This is a genomic window from Gimesia chilikensis (assembly GCF_007744075.1).
In the GTDB taxonomy this organism is placed as follows: Bacteria; Planctomycetota; Planctomycetia; order Planctomycetales; family Planctomycetaceae; genus Gimesia; species Gimesia chilikensis_A.
This window is the reverse complement of record NZ_CP036266.1, coordinates 3,436,824-3,452,713: the sequence shown is the minus strand read 5'-3', so window position 1 is coordinate 3,452,713 and position 15,890 is coordinate 3,436,824. Positions and strand designations below refer to the sequence as shown.

15 protein-coding genes are annotated in these 15,890 nt (G+C 55.2%); 9 read left to right on the top strand and 6 right to left on the bottom strand.

From position 1 onward, the window contains the following. Positions 1-5 precede the first annotated feature (5 nt). From HG66A1_RS13065 to HG66A1_RS13050, 4 genes are all read left to right on the top strand, one after another. Complete coding sequence (locus HG66A1_RS13065; protein WP_145184390.1) at positions 6-1,298, top strand: SGNH/GDSL hydrolase family protein; 1,293 nt, start codon at positions 6-8, stop codon at positions 1,296-1,298. A 36-nt stretch (positions 1,299-1,334) separates the two neighbouring features. After that, positions 1,335-2,258, top strand: a complete 924-nt coding sequence (locus tag HG66A1_RS13060) for a 1-phosphofructokinase family hexose kinase (protein ID WP_145184387.1) — start codon at positions 1,335-1,337, stop codon at positions 2,256-2,258. Beyond that, entirely contained in the window at positions 2,255-2,959 is a 705-nt protein-coding gene (locus HG66A1_RS13055) for an ATP-binding cassette domain-containing protein (protein ID WP_145184384.1), read from the top strand. Before HG66A1_RS13060 ends, HG66A1_RS13055 begins: the two co-directional genes overlap by 4 nt. A gap of 121 nt (positions 2,960-3,080) precedes the next feature. Then, a complete protein-coding gene (locus HG66A1_RS13050; protein ID WP_145184381.1) occupies positions 3,081-3,446 on the top strand; it encodes an STAS/SEC14 domain-containing protein in 366 nt (121 codons plus the stop codon). A 27-nt stretch (positions 3,447-3,473) separates the two neighbouring features. On the opposite strand, the gene HG66A1_RS13045 is transcribed toward HG66A1_RS13050, so the two are convergent. The 4 genes from HG66A1_RS13045 to HG66A1_RS13030 all read right to left on the bottom strand — a co-directional run bounded on the left by HG66A1_RS13045 (position 3,474) and on the right by HG66A1_RS13030 (position 8,053). Then, positions 3,474-5,003 (bottom strand): AAA family ATPase, encoded by a 1,530-nt coding sequence (locus tag HG66A1_RS13045; RefSeq protein WP_145184378.1) that lies wholly within the window; start codon positions 5,001-5,003, stop codon positions 3,474-3,476. A 119-nt stretch (positions 5,004-5,122) separates the two neighbouring features. Beyond that, complete coding sequence (locus tag HG66A1_RS13040) at positions 5,123-5,866, bottom strand: class I SAM-dependent methyltransferase (RefSeq protein WP_145184375.1); 744 nt, start codon at positions 5,864-5,866, stop codon at positions 5,123-5,125. A 51-nt stretch (positions 5,867-5,917) separates the two neighbouring features. Then, positions 5,918-7,114 (bottom strand): DUF3419 family protein, encoded by a 1,197-nt coding sequence (locus HG66A1_RS13035; protein ID WP_145184372.1) that lies wholly within the window; start codon positions 7,112-7,114, stop codon positions 5,918-5,920. Between the two features lie 36 nt (positions 7,115-7,150). Further along, positions 7,151-8,053, bottom strand: coding sequence for a UDP-2,3-diacylglucosamine diphosphatase (locus tag HG66A1_RS13030; protein WP_145184369.1), 903 nt, complete (start codon positions 8,051-8,053; stop codon positions 7,151-7,153). A gap of 313 nt (positions 8,054-8,366) precedes the next feature. Here HG66A1_RS13030 and HG66A1_RS13025 point away from each other — a divergent pair, with 313 nt between their 5' ends. Beyond that, positions 8,367-9,164: an ABC transporter permease gene (locus HG66A1_RS13025; RefSeq protein WP_145184367.1), complete on the top strand. Its 798-nt coding sequence runs from the start codon at positions 8,367-8,369 to the stop codon at positions 9,162-9,164. Between the two features lie 29 nt (positions 9,165-9,193). On the opposite strand, the gene HG66A1_RS13020 is transcribed toward HG66A1_RS13025, so the two are convergent. Beyond that, the gene (locus HG66A1_RS13020; protein ID WP_145184364.1) at positions 9,194-10,909 is read right to left on the bottom strand and encodes a hypothetical protein; all 1,716 of its coding nucleotides are present in this window, start codon (positions 10,907-10,909) and stop codon (positions 9,194-9,196) included. A gap of 224 nt (positions 10,910-11,133) precedes the next feature. Continuing rightward, entirely contained in the window at positions 11,134-11,910 is a 777-nt protein-coding gene (locus tag HG66A1_RS13015) for a glycosyltransferase family 2 protein (RefSeq protein ID WP_145184359.1), read from the bottom strand. A 307-nt stretch (positions 11,911-12,217) separates the two neighbouring features. Here HG66A1_RS13015 and HG66A1_RS13010 point away from each other — a divergent pair, with 307 nt between their 5' ends. The 4 genes from HG66A1_RS13010 (at position 12,218) to HG66A1_RS12995 (ending at position 15,883) form a co-directional block, all read left to right on the top strand. Further along, positions 12,218-12,829 (top strand): superoxide dismutase, encoded by a 612-nt coding sequence (locus tag HG66A1_RS13010; protein ID WP_145184356.1) that lies wholly within the window; start codon positions 12,218-12,220, stop codon positions 12,827-12,829. A 141-nt stretch (positions 12,830-12,970) separates the two neighbouring features. Then, positions 12,971-13,336 carry a hypothetical protein gene (locus HG66A1_RS13005; RefSeq protein WP_145184353.1) on the top strand — a complete coding sequence of 122 codons (366 nt, stop codon included), beginning with the start codon at positions 12,971-12,973 and terminating at the stop codon, positions 13,334-13,336. A gap of 186 nt (positions 13,337-13,522) precedes the next feature. Continuing rightward, positions 13,523-13,882 (top strand): hypothetical protein, encoded by a 360-nt coding sequence (locus HG66A1_RS13000; RefSeq protein WP_145184350.1) that lies wholly within the window; start codon positions 13,523-13,525, stop codon positions 13,880-13,882. 270 nt (positions 13,883-14,152) lie between these two features. Continuing rightward, positions 14,153-15,883, top strand: coding sequence for an ATP-binding protein (locus HG66A1_RS12995; protein ID WP_145184347.1), 1,731 nt, complete (start codon positions 14,153-14,155; stop codon positions 15,881-15,883). The last annotated feature ends 7 nt before the right edge of the window (positions 15,884-15,890 follow it).

Below are 15,890 nucleotides of genomic sequence, written 5' to 3'. Positions count from 1 at the left end.
GCGCTATGCATCTGTCCTGTTTGAAGCTGCTCACAGCTGGACTCTTCCTCTTATCCGCTCTGTTTTCAATCCAGGCTGCACCGCCTGCTTACCACGCCGTCAAAGCCGAACTGGTGAAACCCCGCCAGGGTCTCGGCAATGTGCTTCAGAAACTGCAGCAGGGAAAAGAAGTCAACGTTGCCTATCTCGGCGGCTCCATCACAGCAGCCAACGGCTGGCGCGTCAAAACGACCAAGTGGCTCAAGGAGGCATTCCCCAAAGCCAGGATTCACGAGATCCACGCTGCCATCGGGGGAACGGGCAGTGACCTGGGCGTCTTTCGACTCCAGCGCGATGTCCTCGATCACAAACCCGATCTGGTTTTTGTCGAATTCGCCGTCAATGACGGGGGACGTCAACCCGAGGCCATCTGGGACTCGATGGATGGCATCGTGCGACAGATCTGGCAGGCAAATCCGCAGACCGATATCTGCTTCGTCTATACCTTCCGCGTGAACTACGAAAAGGAACTCCGCGAGGGAGAATGCCCGCGGGCCGCTTCCGCCATGGAACTCCTGGCCGACCATTACGGCATCCCGTCCATCAATGTCGCCCTCAAAATTGCCGAACTCGAACAGCAGGGGAAACTTAAGTTTCAGTCCGACAAGCCGCTGGCAGACGGCATTATCCAGTTCTCCAAAGATGGTGTTCACCCGCTGGACCAGGGACACGAGATCTACACCGAAGTCATTGGCGACGCTATCCAGAAAATGGAAAACGACTCTCAACCAGTCAATCATGCCGACAAGCTGAAACAGCCTTTCGTCAAAAGCCACTGGACCAATGCCAAGATGATTCCCCTCGAACCATCCATGCTCACCGGCAACTGGAAGAAGCTGCCCGCTGACAATATTCTGCAGAAACGCTTCGGCAATCGCATGGGGCAGATCTGGGAAGCTGACGAACCCGGCAGTCGCATCACTTTCCGCTTCCGCGGAACCCAGGCAGCCCTCTACGACCTGCTCGGCCCCGACGGGGGACAGGTCCTGATCACTGTCGACGGCAAGCCGAGCCAGAAACCGGTAGCCCGCTTTGACAGCTACTGCACCTACCATCGAATTTCGACGCTTCGACTGGCACAGAACCTGGACCCGAACCAGATTCATACCGTGACCGTTGAAATTCATCCCGAGCAGCCGGACCGTACTCCGGTCGCGTTTCGCCTCAAAAATCCGGATGAAGAATTGAAATCTCCCAAATACCAGGGAACCCGCATTCGCGTGGGCCAGATTATGCTCCGCGGCGAACTCGTTCCCTGACCCCTTTCCCGTTTATCTTTGTAAAGGATTGATACCATGATTATCGCAGCCGGCTTGAGCCCGGCCTGGCAGCAGATTCTGGAAGTGACCTCCCTGGAAACAGGTGAGGTCAACCGCTGTCAGTCTGCGCAATGGGCCTCTTCCGGGAAGGTCATCAACGTCGGCATCGCAGTCCGGCACCTGGGAACTCCCTGCGAGACGATCTACCCGGCGGGAGGCTTCGCGCGGGAGCTGATCTCAAACGAACTCGATCAGCTGGGCGTCTCATCCTGCGTCATCCCGCAACAGACGCCGACCCGGGTCTGCACGACGATCCTGGATCGTTCCACCGGCAAGACCACCGAACTGGTTGAAAACGCACAACCCATCACTGCAGAGGAGCTGGCGGCTTTCAAGAAGGAATACCTGAAGCACCTCAAGTCTGCCCAGGTGGTTGTACTTACCGGTTCGCTTCCCGCAGGCACCCCCTCCAGCTTTTACCGCGATCTGATCGCCGAGACACATTGTCCCGTGATTCTCGACGCCCGCGGACCGGAACTGGAAGCAGCCCTCGAAGAAAAACCGTTCCTGGTCAAACCCAATCATGAGGAACTGGAACGCACCCTGATGACCAAACTCGCTGATACCGAGGCGCTCATTAAAGGCATGCAGCAGATCAACCAGCGGGGCGCCACCTGGGTCGTGATTTCGCAGGGCAAAGACACCCTCTGGGCCACCTCGCGGGAACACGTCTATCGCTTCACACCCGCTCGGGCGGAAGTCGTCAATCCCATTGCCTGTGGTGACAGCCTGGCAGCGGGCATCGCGGTGGCCCTGCATCGCGGCAAACCGGTCCCCGATGCCATCCGCCGGGGAATGGCGGCCGCTGCCGACAACCTGACACAACTCCTGCCCGCCCGCCTGTCGGAAAAGCGGATGCAAACCTTCTACGATCAGATCGAAGTGGAGCAGATCGCTTGAGTGACGCGACGGAACCAGACCAGGATTGTCTACTGGAAGCCCGCTCGATCGGCCGTCAGACCAGTGCAGGGGAGTGTCTCGTCCGCGATTTGTCACTCAAGGTCCATCCCGGCGATCGGATCGCGATTGTCGGCCCCACGGGTTCGGGAAAATCGCTGTTCCTTCGATCTCTGGCCATGCTGGATGAAATCCAGGCGGGAGACATTCTGTTTCAGAATGCCCCCGTCGCCGACAAGGACCTGCCCGCCTACCGCAGCCAGGTCGTCTATTTGCAGCAGCGGCCCGTCCTCATCGAAGGAACCGTAGAAAGCAATCTGAAATTCGCACTGCAGTTTCATATCAACCAGGATAAATCCAACAATGTCGACGCGGTTCTGGAACTGCTCAGTTCCTTCGAACGGCCCAACGGGTTTCTCAAGCGGAAATCCAGTGCCCTCTCAGGGGGAGAAGGGCAGATCGTCGCTCTGCTGCGGGCTTTGATTCTCGCCCCACAGATCCTGTTGATGGACGAACCGACGTCCGGCCTCGATCCGCAAACCACGCGGCAGTTTGAGCAGATCATTCAACAGTGGCTTGAGACCTCAAACCAGCGTCCGGCCTTCGTCTGGATCACCCACGATCACACACAGGCAGAACGTGTCGCCACACAGATCATGACCTTTCCAGCCGGCACCCTGGCACCGGTTCCGACAACCGCCTGAACCAGGGCAATCAGGTTTATCAAGGAACCGTGAAATCTGTCCATTACGAATTGGAAACCAGCCCTGATTTAATTATGCTGGAGACTGTAAGTATTTCTCTCACCTTTAAAGGAGACAACCGATGTCACTTGAAATCATACACCACGAGACTGAGAACTACGTGGAAATCAACATGTCCGGTAAGCTGGTCAAGCAAGATTACCACGACTTTACCCCCACGATTGAAACACTGATCCAGCAGCACGGCCCCCTGCACATGCTGGTCGTTCTCCACGACTTCCACGGCTGGTCCATGGAAGCCATCTGGGAAGACATCAAGTTCGACCTCAAGCACTTCAAAGACATCGGCAAACTGGCCATGGTCGGCGAGAAGAAATGGGAAGAGGGCATGGCCATGTTCTGCAAACCCTTCACCTCCGCCAAGGTCAAATACTTCGACCTGCACGAACTGGACGCCGCCCGCACCTGGATTTCAGAAACGGAATAGTTCACCGCTGCCTCCAGCATTCGGTGTCTAACCAGTCACCAGTTGAACCAGCATTTCAGTCGTCCATTCCTGCTTTGTAGGGAGGACGACTGAAACCGCTTGTTCCTCGGTCGTCAGCGGTTCCCGTACATCAAGCTGCAATTGCAGCACATCCCGAGTCGCATCTGAGGGATCTTCTTCGTACGCCTGCCGGTCTTCGATCCGCTGCTCCAGCACATCCTGTTCAGCCTCAAAACAGAGCAGGACAAACCGGACTCCCCGCGCTGACGCCAGTTCTCTGAACAGGGAACGCTGCCAGACCTGGAGCGTCGTCGCATCGACAATTGCCGACCAGCCCGCGTCCAGAATCGTCTCGGCCAGTTCCACCTGCCGCTGATAGGTCAGCTCGGTCACTTCGGATGTATAGAGACGCTCGTCGGGAATCTCCTGCTCCGCCTGTAATCGCTTCCGCTCCACATCCGAACGCACGCGAATCGCCGGCATCCCTTCTAAGAGCAGCCCGGTCCCATACGATTTTCCACTTCCCGAAACGCCGTGTGTCAGAATTAATAAAGGTTCATCCCGCGTCACATACTTGCGAGCCAGTTTCAGATAAGACCAGAACTCCTCACGGATCTCCCGGGTTTCAGCTGGGGAAAATTCATGCTGACTCAGTCGTAGCGCCGCCACCTTGGCGCGAACCATCGCCCGATACGAGAGATAAAACCGCAGCAGGGGCACACCAGCATAGTCTCCCGTCAGTTCGAAGTAGCGATTCAGAAACCGCATCGCATAGTCAGGACGTCCCCGGTCTTCCAGGTCCATCACCACGAACGCCACCTCGCTCATCACGTCGGTCCACCGCAGGTCGGCGTTGAACTCGAGGCAGTCGAAAATCGTCACCCCGTCGTCATTGAGAATCATATTCCCCAGGTGCATATCCCCATGACATTCCCGTATAAAGCCCTGCGATTTCCGCTCCGCCAGCAAGCCTTTTGCGGATTCATGCCAGCGGTCATTCTCGGTGCGAATCTGCTCCACCATTTCGCGGACCTCGTCATCATCGCCGAATAACTCGTCCACGTGCCGAAAGTTTTCCTTGACGGGCGCCATAACCTTATCCGGCGTTCCATAAGGCAAGTCACTATCCGCGACCGCAGCCCGGCCGTGAAACTCCGCGACTTCTTCAGCCAGGCGATCGATGTGCCCGGCGGTTAACCGACCGTCCCCGATCGCTTTACTCAGCAGATCATCCTGAGAAAACTGCAGCATCTGCACAGCGTAATCGATGACTTCCCCCGCGCCATCCAGTTCCGGTGCCGCTTCAGTCCCGGTAATGGGAATCACCTTGAGATACAAATCGGGCGCGAGACGTCGATTCAGCCGAATTTCCTCGTGGCAGTACTGCTCCCGCAAAGCGAGTGTGGTGAAATTCACAAAGCCCAGATCGACCGGCTTTTTGAGTTTATATGCATAAGGCCCCGTCAACAGTACCCAGGAGATATGTGTCTCCAGGACCTGGAAGTCGTCTACCTCATGTGCGAAGAGCGATGGATTCTGCAGTGATTCAATCAACATCTGGTCGGCATCCTGTACGTGGCTCTGATTCTCATTCGTGACACAGCGCGTATCATAACAGAATCGGAACCGAGCGCAGAGGGCAGCCGACGACAGTCACAATAGATTCCGTTTAATGGTCAGGCGGGTTTACGGGCAATCAGACTGTAATAAGGCACTTTCAGCAGAGGCACAAACGGCAGACTTCCCTGACACTCTTTCAGTGAAACCAGTTCAAACCGGTCGAGCAGGTATGGCAGGTGGTCCGGATTCAGAAACACATTGTCCCCGGCAAACCAGGTCGGCCAGAAATGACGTTGAAACCAGTTGTGCCGTCGCAGGGTATCAGCGGGGTATTTACGGGAGACATAAAAATCGACGATCGCCAGCCTCCCACCCGGCCGCAATAACTCCCAGGCCCGATTCACAGCCTGAAACCAGTCGGGAATCATCGTCAGGGAATAGGAAAACGTCACGAGGTCCACCTCCGTTTCCGCAAGCGAGAACTGCGTGGCGTCCGCGCAAACCGCAGACACCCGCTCCCAGCCCCGGTCCGTAATCCGCTGCTGACAGACATCCAGGAGAGGCTGACAGAGATCGACCAGGTAGACCTGACGAAACTCATGCAGGCGCGGGCCCCATAGTTCAGCATTTTCTCCCGTCCCGGCTCCCAGATCGACCCAGACGCCATTCTCGGGAACCGGCAGACTTTCGAATAATTCACAACGACCATGCAGGAGTTTTCGTCGAAACTGATCATAGCCCGCTGCCTGTCCGGAATAGAAAGAGTCCAGCCGCTCCGCGTGCGTCTGCCCTTCGATCCGTGAAGCCAGCAAATGCCACAGCGTCCGGACATCATTCCAGCGTCCACTCAGATAACTCATCGGGCGATTCCTTTCCGCGCGAGTAAAAGCCGCTTCTTCTTCGGCATCAGATCAGACCTGCAGATCGGCGATATAAAAACTACCGTAAGTATTCACGCGGTCCCGCTCGTGCAGTTCGTCTGCGAGTTGACTCTGGTAACGGAGCATTTCTCCCACCCGGGTTGTCTCTCCCTGGTGCTGCACCTGCAGCGGATCGATGAAATCGACCTGCATACCTGCACTCCGCCAGATTATGCGCGTCTCTTCAGCCGCCCGGTTCACAATCGCCTGCCACTCACTCTGCAGCAACTGAGGCTGTGCTCCAGCCATCCAGTCCATATGGTCCAGCAGCACATAACGGGAAATCGTACCCTGGTGCTGGTTCAGGAACCCTTCCACGGTATTCGTATTCACACTGATCCGGTCGACCAGTCCTCCTTTGAGCCGTTCAAAGTTTTCGCGTTTGAGATACTCCGGACAACATTCGGGATCATAACTACCCGTCAGATAGACGCGCCAGAAATAGTTGTCCCGCAGCGAGCGACTGGTGAAGACCGTCTCGATCCGATCGATCACGAACTGCACAATCCCGCCCGGATAACCCTGATCAATCTGAGTCCGTTGCGCCCGGGGCACACCCAGCATCGATAGCGTCAGATCGCGACGCATCCACCATTTGATCATCCGCGTCCAAAGCTGTTCATTCAGATTGCGCGACTGATAAATCGAGGTCTGCTCATCGATGTCCTGTGCGGAGAGCAGGGAATTGATATCTTCCCGGATCTTGGCCACCCGGTCGATATAACCGTTGACCATCCAGGCAAACAGACCGGAAGAGCCGCGAAAATAAAAGCTGGGGCGTTTGCCTTCGCTGGAGAAGAAATCCCCATGCCGGTCCCAGTATTTTCGCGTGAGCACGGACAGCTCGCACCGCAGCTTCTGACCATACAGGTGCTCCCAGTTGGCAGAATTCCCGCGACCGAACAGATCGAAAAAGTCTTCGAAATCCAGGTTGCGAATCGCAGCCAGCTTCAGTTCGAGCAACGCATTCTGCTTGGGATTCATATCCACCGCATGCACCCGTCGCGGTTCGTCGAGCAGATAATCCAGGGCATTACACCCCGCGGATGTAATCACCATGACTTCATCGTCCGGTCCGAGTTTTAACGCTTCGCGGTCCAGGCGCGGGTCCTCCCAGCAGGTGTTATAAACGAGGTTTCCCTGATGAACCCATTGAAAACTCTTACGACTGATCCGTTCTGCAATCATGGAATCTGCTCCGACTGGACAATAAAAAAAGGCTGATCAGCGTCTGATCAACCTGAGGGGATGACAACGTTTCCAGAACCGACTCAGCAGTCCTGACATTTCGACCTCGATCTGGGGTCTCACCCCCTGGTCCGCGGTCCTGGTTTTCACAGTTGGTTTCTTCACGGGTGCGACATTCTGATCGAAGTACACAATCTCCAACGCGCCGTCGCTGTATTCAATCAAGGCAGTGCAGTGCTCGACCCAGTCCCCGGTATTGCAGTAGTTAATCCCGTCAATATCGAGAATATTGGGAGCATGAATGTGACCACAGATAATACCCTCGCATAACCGCTTGCGGGCATGGCTGGCCAGCTTCTGTTCAAAATCACTGATGAACCGCATCAGCTGTTTAACCCGCGACTTGATGGCGGAAGAGAGTGCGAACTTCGCCTGTCCCTTGCGTCGAAAGACCCGGTTAAACAGGGTATTCGCGGTCAGTAGAATGTCATACGCGAACGATCCGAGCACCGAGAGCCACTGGGCACCAGTCTCGAATTTATCGAACTGGTCTCCGTGGATAATCAGGAAACGCCGCCCGTCCGCCGTGATATGCACGAACTCATCGGAGAGGGTTACAAAGCCAAACCGCTTGCCGAAGTCGCGGAGAAAATTATCGTGGTTTCCGGGAGTATAAAAAACTTCGGTCCCCGAGGAACTCAGCTCTTCGACACGATCGAGGATCGCGTTATAGCTTTCAGGCCAGCGCCATTTTTTGCGAAGCTTCCAGCCATCGATCAGGTCCCCCACCAGATACAGGGACTCAGGCTTGTGGGCTTTCAGAAAAGCGAGAAATTCTTCCGCCCGTGAGTGCATGCAGCCCAGGTGGACATCACTGACAAAGATCGTGCGTATCTCGCGACCAGCCGTTGTGGATTCCCGTTCCTCGGACACGATCATATCATCCTCCTTAATGACATTGCTCCGCGATAACGCATGCCCTGCATGCCTGGCACAACTCCGGCTGTGTGCACCTCTTTTTGTTTTTCTGATTTCATTATGGCGGGGGATACTACCAGAAAATTATTCGCTGCTGATGAATGGAAAGTTAAGGTCTTGCGAATTCAGAAAAGACGGGAAAACACTGCAAATTGAAGATCCGATTAAGCCCTCGAGATGAAAAAATGAAGCAGCCTCTGCTACAATCCCTGTTCGTAAACTGAATTGCGTTTCTGCTGAACCCGCATCCCCCGGTCTGTCCCGAGCAAGTTTCATGTACGACTTAACAACCCTCAATCTGGTTCTCGCCACGTCGCTGGTTCTGGTGAACGGTATCATCTCCGTCTGGCTCAAGCTCGACATGGAGAAGCGGTTACTGATAGCCACACTCCGCTCTATCGTGCAACTGCTGTTGATCGGATTGATCCTGGACTGGATCTTTCAGCTCTCCTGGTGGTCGGTCATCGCCGCGCTCATGTTTACGATGACCCTCATCGCGGGGATCACCGCGGTACAACGTTCCCAGCGGCGTTACCCGGGCATCTGGCTCAACAGTATCGTTGCGGTCTTTGCAAGTTCCTGGCTGGTGACCGGCTTCGCATTGACGGTCGTCATTCCGCCGCACAGCTGGTCCGACAGTCCCGCGCAATATCTGATTCCCTTACTGGGAATGATCCTCGGGAATACCCTCAATGGAATTTCACTGGGCCTGGATCGACTCAGTGAAGAACTCGTTCTCCGCCGGGCCGAGGTGGAACTCAAACTGACGCTGGGTGCCACCCGCAATGAAGCGGCTCGACAGGCTCTGCAGAATGCGGTCCGCTCCGGTATGACGCCGATTATCAATTCCATGATGGTCGTCGGCCTGGTCTCGCTGCCCGGGATGATGACGGGGCAGATTCTCGCTGGTGCCAGTCCGCTGGAATCGGTGAAGTACCAGATTGTGATCATGTTCCTGATTGCATCCGGCACCGCACTGGGGACGGTCATCTCCGTCGTGCTGGGATACCGACGGTTATTCAACTCTCGCCATCAGTTCCTGTTTGAACGGATCCAGAAAGCAGGGGAGTAACCTGGAACTGAGAGAGGTTCGAGCAATGGTTATTCAACAACCAGCTTCTCGAACAGAGACTTCAGGGTCGCTTCGGGGTAGAGCACAAACGAAAGCTCGCGGCTCTGAATGACCTGATTGGCCTGCCGCTGTTTCTGAATGGTCGCCAGATCTTCTTCGACCTGACTTCGCAGTTGTGTCGTCAGTTCAGCCAGAGCAGCGTCGACTTCGCGAATTTCGCGGAACCGCTGTCGGTTCTCACGTCGGCGGGCAGCCGGGCTTAACTCTTCATCGGGAGCAGCCTCCTGCTCCTGAATCAACGCCCGTTTGCGTTCCAGCAGGGGAGCTGCTGTCTTCTGCTGCTCCGGATTCAGGTGCCGATCCGAGTTGAAATCCAGATCCCGCAGGATCCGTCTCAGACAGGTTTCATCGCACTCCTGCACATTAAAGGCCTCGCAGAAGGGGAGGTAACGGGTCGCAGAGAGTGTGAGATAGCGTGGAGGCACCAGATGGAAGAACCGGGTAAAAATCCGATCGGTCATTTCATCATACTTGGCGCCGCCGATACCATGCACGAACAGATCGCCCAGAAACAACCGGGCAAACAGCGTCGTGGTCAGCGCCCGCGTTCGCAGGCGGATGCCTTGTGCGGGAAGTTGTTTCAACACTTCGATCGCCGCTGACAGGTCGCACTGTTCCCTGAGCGGTAAGCGGGCGATTTCACGCGTACCGTCCGACAGCAATACTTCCTGATCTTCCCGTTTAACGAGCAACTGATGCCGTCGAGTGGCGCCGGCCTGCCAGACCCAGAACGGGGTTTCTACCCAGCCCTCAGACTCAGAGAGTTCGGGCACCGGATGTGTTTTACTGCGGACCCGGTTGACCTTGCGGTACTCTCCCAGGACTTCATTGTGTATCTTGCGGAACGCACTCGCATTCTGAATCAGGTAACAGGCAAACCAGAGGAACGGTCCGGTTTCCGAGAGACGACTGATGGGCAGTTCCAGGTTCTCAACGCCCCACCGGGATTCCATTGCATGCCGGGCAGCAGTCAGACAGTCAACCAGGCGATCTGAAGTTTCCAATTGCGCGACGGCAGCCGGCCAGATCTCTTGCAGCAGGGGGGCTCCCAGGTCGGGCCACTGCTGGAGTGCCTCGCTAACGCGTTTCTCAAAAGAGCAGAACAGCTCCCGGTTCTGGACGGTCGTCTCTTCCCAGGGCTTTTTCTCAATGGTTTCATCAAAAGGGATTTCGACCAGCTCCGGATCAGCCTGTGTCCCCTGGGGTACTCGAATCGAAGTCGTACTCACCAGGTCATTGTCCACGATCAGGTTCAGGCTGAGGCCCCCGGTCTGCCGGGCCACGTTTCCGACCAGCAGGTTCTTTACCCAGACGCCCGGGTGAAACAGCGCCGGTTGATGCCCCGTCATGAACAGCAGACGTTCGTCGAGATCGGCGGGTAATTCGACGGTGGTCCCCGTCAACTCGCTGGTGTAGCGGGCCGCTTCTTCCAGAACCGCTTTCCGGGCCCAGCTCCGCAGACTGGAAATAATTTTGCCGCTCCGTTCCCGGGAGCAGGCTTCAAACATGCTGCGGTTCGCTTCAGCATCCGCGATGATCTCCGAAAGGTCGGGCCGCGAAAAGACCACATCGTCGGAGCGGGGCACACGCAGATCCTGTTTTTCCCACACCGGTTCCGGCACCGCGGAACTGGATGTAAATCGGGATTCAGGATTCTGGCAGGGAAAAGGAGTCACTGATGACATTTCAACGCTTTACGGGTGTGCGGAATGAATCAAAATCAGGTACGGGCAGGCGAGAAGATCCGTCAATCAGCCCTATCATAACAGAACCACCGCCCGAGCGGTATGGTTGAGCGGCTTTCAGTTTGATGAGTGCACAACTGATTGTCGAGTCCTTTTGAATTGAATTCAGAGGGAAATCGTCCGATGCATCCGCAGAGGCTGATCTGAACCGAATACCCGGCAGATTACTCGCTGAAAGAATCGGTACGATCGTTACAACAATCAGAGGCACAGCAGGTCAGCCCGGCTGCCTGCATTTCCCGGTCGAGCACTTCATCGTAATATGCTTTGCGTTTGATCGCATCATCGAGCGAACCACCGAAGCTGCGTTCTTCTTCGAGGTAGACCAGCGGAACGGGGAATTCAACAATCTTCATTCCGTGGGCAGCGGCCTGAACCCAGAGTTGCAGCGGCATCGCGTAGCCGAGATCGGTCACGTTGAACTTTGCCAGTGCTTCGACCCGGTACGCCTTCAGACCACAGAAGGCATCCGTCAGATCAAAGCCCAGCTGTTCGTTGATCCGACGCGTGACGGCGACGTTAATCTGCCGACGATCTTCGGGAGGAATACTGGCACCATCAAACTGCTTCAGATAACGACTGCCCGAAAGCATGTCGATTGGTTCGTCAACAGGCTGTTCGCGAATCTGCTGGACCAGATTCGGGAGCAGGGTGGGTTCGTGCTGACCATCGCAGTCGATGGTGACCAGGATATCGTATTCATCCTGGTGCGCGACCGCGTAATCGAAGGCGCTTTTGAGAGCGGCACCATATCCACGATTTTCCGGATGCGTGAGAACTTCGATGCCCGACACTTCTTTGAGCAGCTCTGGAGTCCGATCCGAAGAACCATCGTCGACGACCAGAATCGCCTCGGCGTACTTGCGGACTTCGGTCAAAACCTCGATCACATGACGTTCTTCATTGAATACGGGTAAAGCAACCAGAGCTTTCCTGTGCATAATCAGATCCTTTACAAATCCGGAGAATTCTGTCGAATTTTTTTCGGCACGGTTTTATTGTAGAACCCACCGGTTAAACGTCAACTATGCACATCGGCAGGAAGCAGGCTGCTGGTGCCAATGTGAAAACTTATCGACCAGTTGGTTGTGAGAATCAGATAATCCTCTACAATGGGGGTGAAGGATGTATTTGCACACAGATCCGGTTTATGTCTAATGATCTACTGGATTTGAGACGCCGGGCAATATACGTAAAGTCACTCACAACTTTAGACTAATTACACCGAAACACAAAGGAGTTTGTCGTATGTCTTACTCACTTCCTGACCTGCCCTATGCCTACGATGCCCTGGAACCTCACATCGATGCCCGCACGATGGAGATCCACCACACCAAACACCACCAGGCTTACATCACCAAAGCCAACGACGCACTCGAAGGCCACAGTGACCTGACTTCCAAGTCCATCGAAGACCTGATGAGCGACCTGAGCGCCGTTCCCGAAAATATCCGTACTGCCATCCGCAACAACGGTGGCGGACACGCGAACCACAGCCTGTTCTGGACCATCATGTCCCCCAACGGCGGTGGAACTCCCGGTGGTGACCTTGGTGATGACATCAACGCGACCTTCGGCAGCTTCGATGCTTTCAAAGAACAGTTCGCCAACGCTGCAGCCACCCGCTTCGGTTCCGGCTGGGCCTGGCTCTCCGTCGATGGCGGCAAACTGGTTGTTGAAAGCACTCCCAACCAGGACACACCACTTTCAGAAGGTCACACCCCGATTCTGGGACTGGATGTCTGGGAACACGCATACTACCTAAACTACCAGAACAAGCGTCCTGACTACATCTCCGCATTTTTCAATGTGATTAACTGGGATGAAGTCGCCAAACGCTATGCGGCAGCCAAAGGTTAAGCACTGGTTCCGGGATTTGTCTGATTTTTAATCGACAGCCTTCCCCTGAATCGCCGATATTACGAAAGCGGCCCTCTCCAGTTGAGGGCCGCTTTTTCTGTTATTCGGAAGGGAATCCTGGTGCCTCAATACAGCAGATACATGCTGATTCTGCTTGGTCTGACCTGTCTGCAGGTCGGGTGCCGCAACATTCCCGACTATCATCAGCCCGCCGGTTTCAGCAGCACCTATCACAAACGAATCTACCCTGAAACTGCGATCGCTTCCGCCTCAGATGCCTCTGCAACCGCTGCGCCACAGGACCGGGGCGTCTTTTATCCGACCGACGTAAAAGTCAAACAGCCCAAATACGTGGCACCGCTGGCCGAAGTCAGAGGCCCCATTTCCAGCGAAGAACTCCAGCAGGAACAGCGTAAACTTCAACTGGACAGTATGAAACGGGAAGACGACTACATCAACCAGGAACCGATGTTTAACGAGAACTTCCCGGCTCCGACCGCCTGGTAAACCAGGTAATCCACTCACCGCTACGTCCTGTTGTAAAGTTTACATAATTCCAAAAACTCAATTTCAGCTCTCATAACTGATTTTGACACAAACTTTGGAACAGGCTATCTTTCCGACCTGCCTGATTGACAAATGGATTTGTGGAGCTCATCAGGCTTTACCGTGGTCATGGGAAGGAACCCTCAAGTGGTAAATGGTCAACATGTTGTCGTCCTGGATGGATTACACGAAACGGAAGAAGTTCTGAAAGCAGTCCTGGAACCCCAGGGATGCCGCGTTAATCGCATCCGCAAGCCACAATCGGGTGATGTCATCACCGAGAACGAACTGCCCAGCATTGTCGTTCTGCACGGTGACGACCTGGCCGCCTCTTCCTCAGCACAGCCGGGCTGGAATGAAGTCCCGAAAGTTGTCATCGGTTCAGTAAAAGTTCCTGCCACTCCCGAAACTGACCAGTCCACACGCTTCCTGGTCCAGCCATTTCAATACGCAGAGCTGATCGATTCGATTGAAAGCCTGCTCAATCAGCCCCGATCTCAGCAGTAGTCCGCTCAGATTCTCCCGACAGATCTCACTCTAAACGGATGTTGGGATTTGAACAGCGCTCCCGGTTGAGATATGATTCTCCGTAGGGGCTTTTCTGTAAAGGATTTCCCTTCACAGAGAACTCAGGAAAACGGAATCGTTTCCCGGGCGTTCCTCGACTGAAACAGACTGCACATTGAATTCATGTATTACCGCGCAGGTTGCAGGAATTCGGTGCAGCGTACGTTTACCTGATGAGCAGGTCCAGTCATCGACTGAGAATCAGAGACCATGAAAAGGCTGATAGAAAACGCACAAGAGGGGGGCAAAGCGACCCTGCTGGTTATCCAGGGAGTGGACCTCGGAACCCGCTTCCAGTTGGGAACAGATCCTGCCAGTGTGGGCAGAGGAGTGCGAAACGAGATCCGGATTCTGGATACGGAAGCCTCCCGTCAGCACGCCACAATCTCCTTCAAGAACGGCTCCTACATCATCACCGACCAGAACAGTTCCAATGGAACAATGGTCAACGGGACCCAGGTTCAATCCGCCCGGCTCAGTAACGGCGATCATATTCAGATCGGACGCAGTCTGCTGCTGTTCTCCAGCCAGGCGATCGATGAAGACTCCCGCTACATGGCGGAAAAGATCGACCTGATCAGCAGCGAGGATTCAAATCAGTCCAGCATTACCCACGAAGTCAATCACGAGTTTGACTCCATGGTACTGGACACGGCAGATGTCTCCGGAATAGTCCAGCAGCAGGATGTGCAAAACGACCTGCAGGCTCTGTACCGCATCGCAGAAGCCGCTGTCAGCCCGACAATTTCACAGGAAGAACTACTCAAGCGCATCCTCGACCTGACCATCAATACGGTCGGCGCCGATCGGGGCTGTATGCTGATCACCGACCCGCAGTCGGGTGAAATCCAACCTCAGATCTTCAGCAGTCGTGCCGAGAAAAAGTCCGGCGCACGCATGCCGGTCTCCCACAGCATTGTCGATTACGTACTCAACAAAAAACAGGGGGTCCGCACCTCCGACGCGCAGCGCGATCAACGATTTGAAGGGGGCCGCAGCATTCTGCAGGCAGGCATTCGCGAAGCCATGTGCGTTCCTATGCAGGGCCGCCATGAACTGATGGGCGTCATCTACGTCGACACGACGACTTCCCACCCCGAAGTCCTGCTCAAGAACGGCGCCGTCGAAAAATTCAGCGAAGAACACCTGCGACTCCTGGTCGCCATCGGTCGTCAGTCCGCTTTAGCCATTGAAAACTACCGCTTCCAGAATGCGATGTTGAAAGCGGAACGCTTTGCTGCCATGGGGCAGACCATCGCCACCCTGAGCCACCATATCAAGAACATCCTGCAAGGGGTTCGTGGCGGAAGTTACCTGATCGACATGGGACTCAACAAGTCTGAGGAAGACCTTGTCCGTAAAGGGTGGAACATCGTCGAGAAGAACCAGAACAAAATCTATCACCTCGTGATGGACATGTTGACCTTCAGTACCGAACGCAAGCCAGCCTTGGAACCAGGTTCCATCAACACGCCGGTCAAAGACGTGCACGAACTGATGCAGGCCCGTGCCGAAGAGTGCGGCGTTCAGTTGAAATGCGAACTGGACCCGGAACTGCCGGAAAGCGTATTCGACCACGAAGGCCTTCATCGCGCGATCCTGAATATCGTCATCAACGCCATCGATGCCGTCGAAGGACTGGAGCAGGGGATCGTTCTGCTGGAAACCCGCTATCTCGCGAAACCCGATCAGATCCTGATCATGGTCTCCGATAATGGCCCCGGCATCCCTGCGGATCAGATCAGCAAAATCTTCAACCTGTTCGAATCCACCAAGGGCGCCCGCGGCACCGGTATCGGCCTGGCAGTCAGTCAGAAAATCATCCGCGAACATGGGGGAGAAATCAGCATCGAAAGCGAAGCCGGTAAAGGTTCCCGTTTCACGCTGACCGTTCCGCGTCTGGATGAAGATCACCCCCACGCCACGCTCTCGAATATCTAAGCGAGAC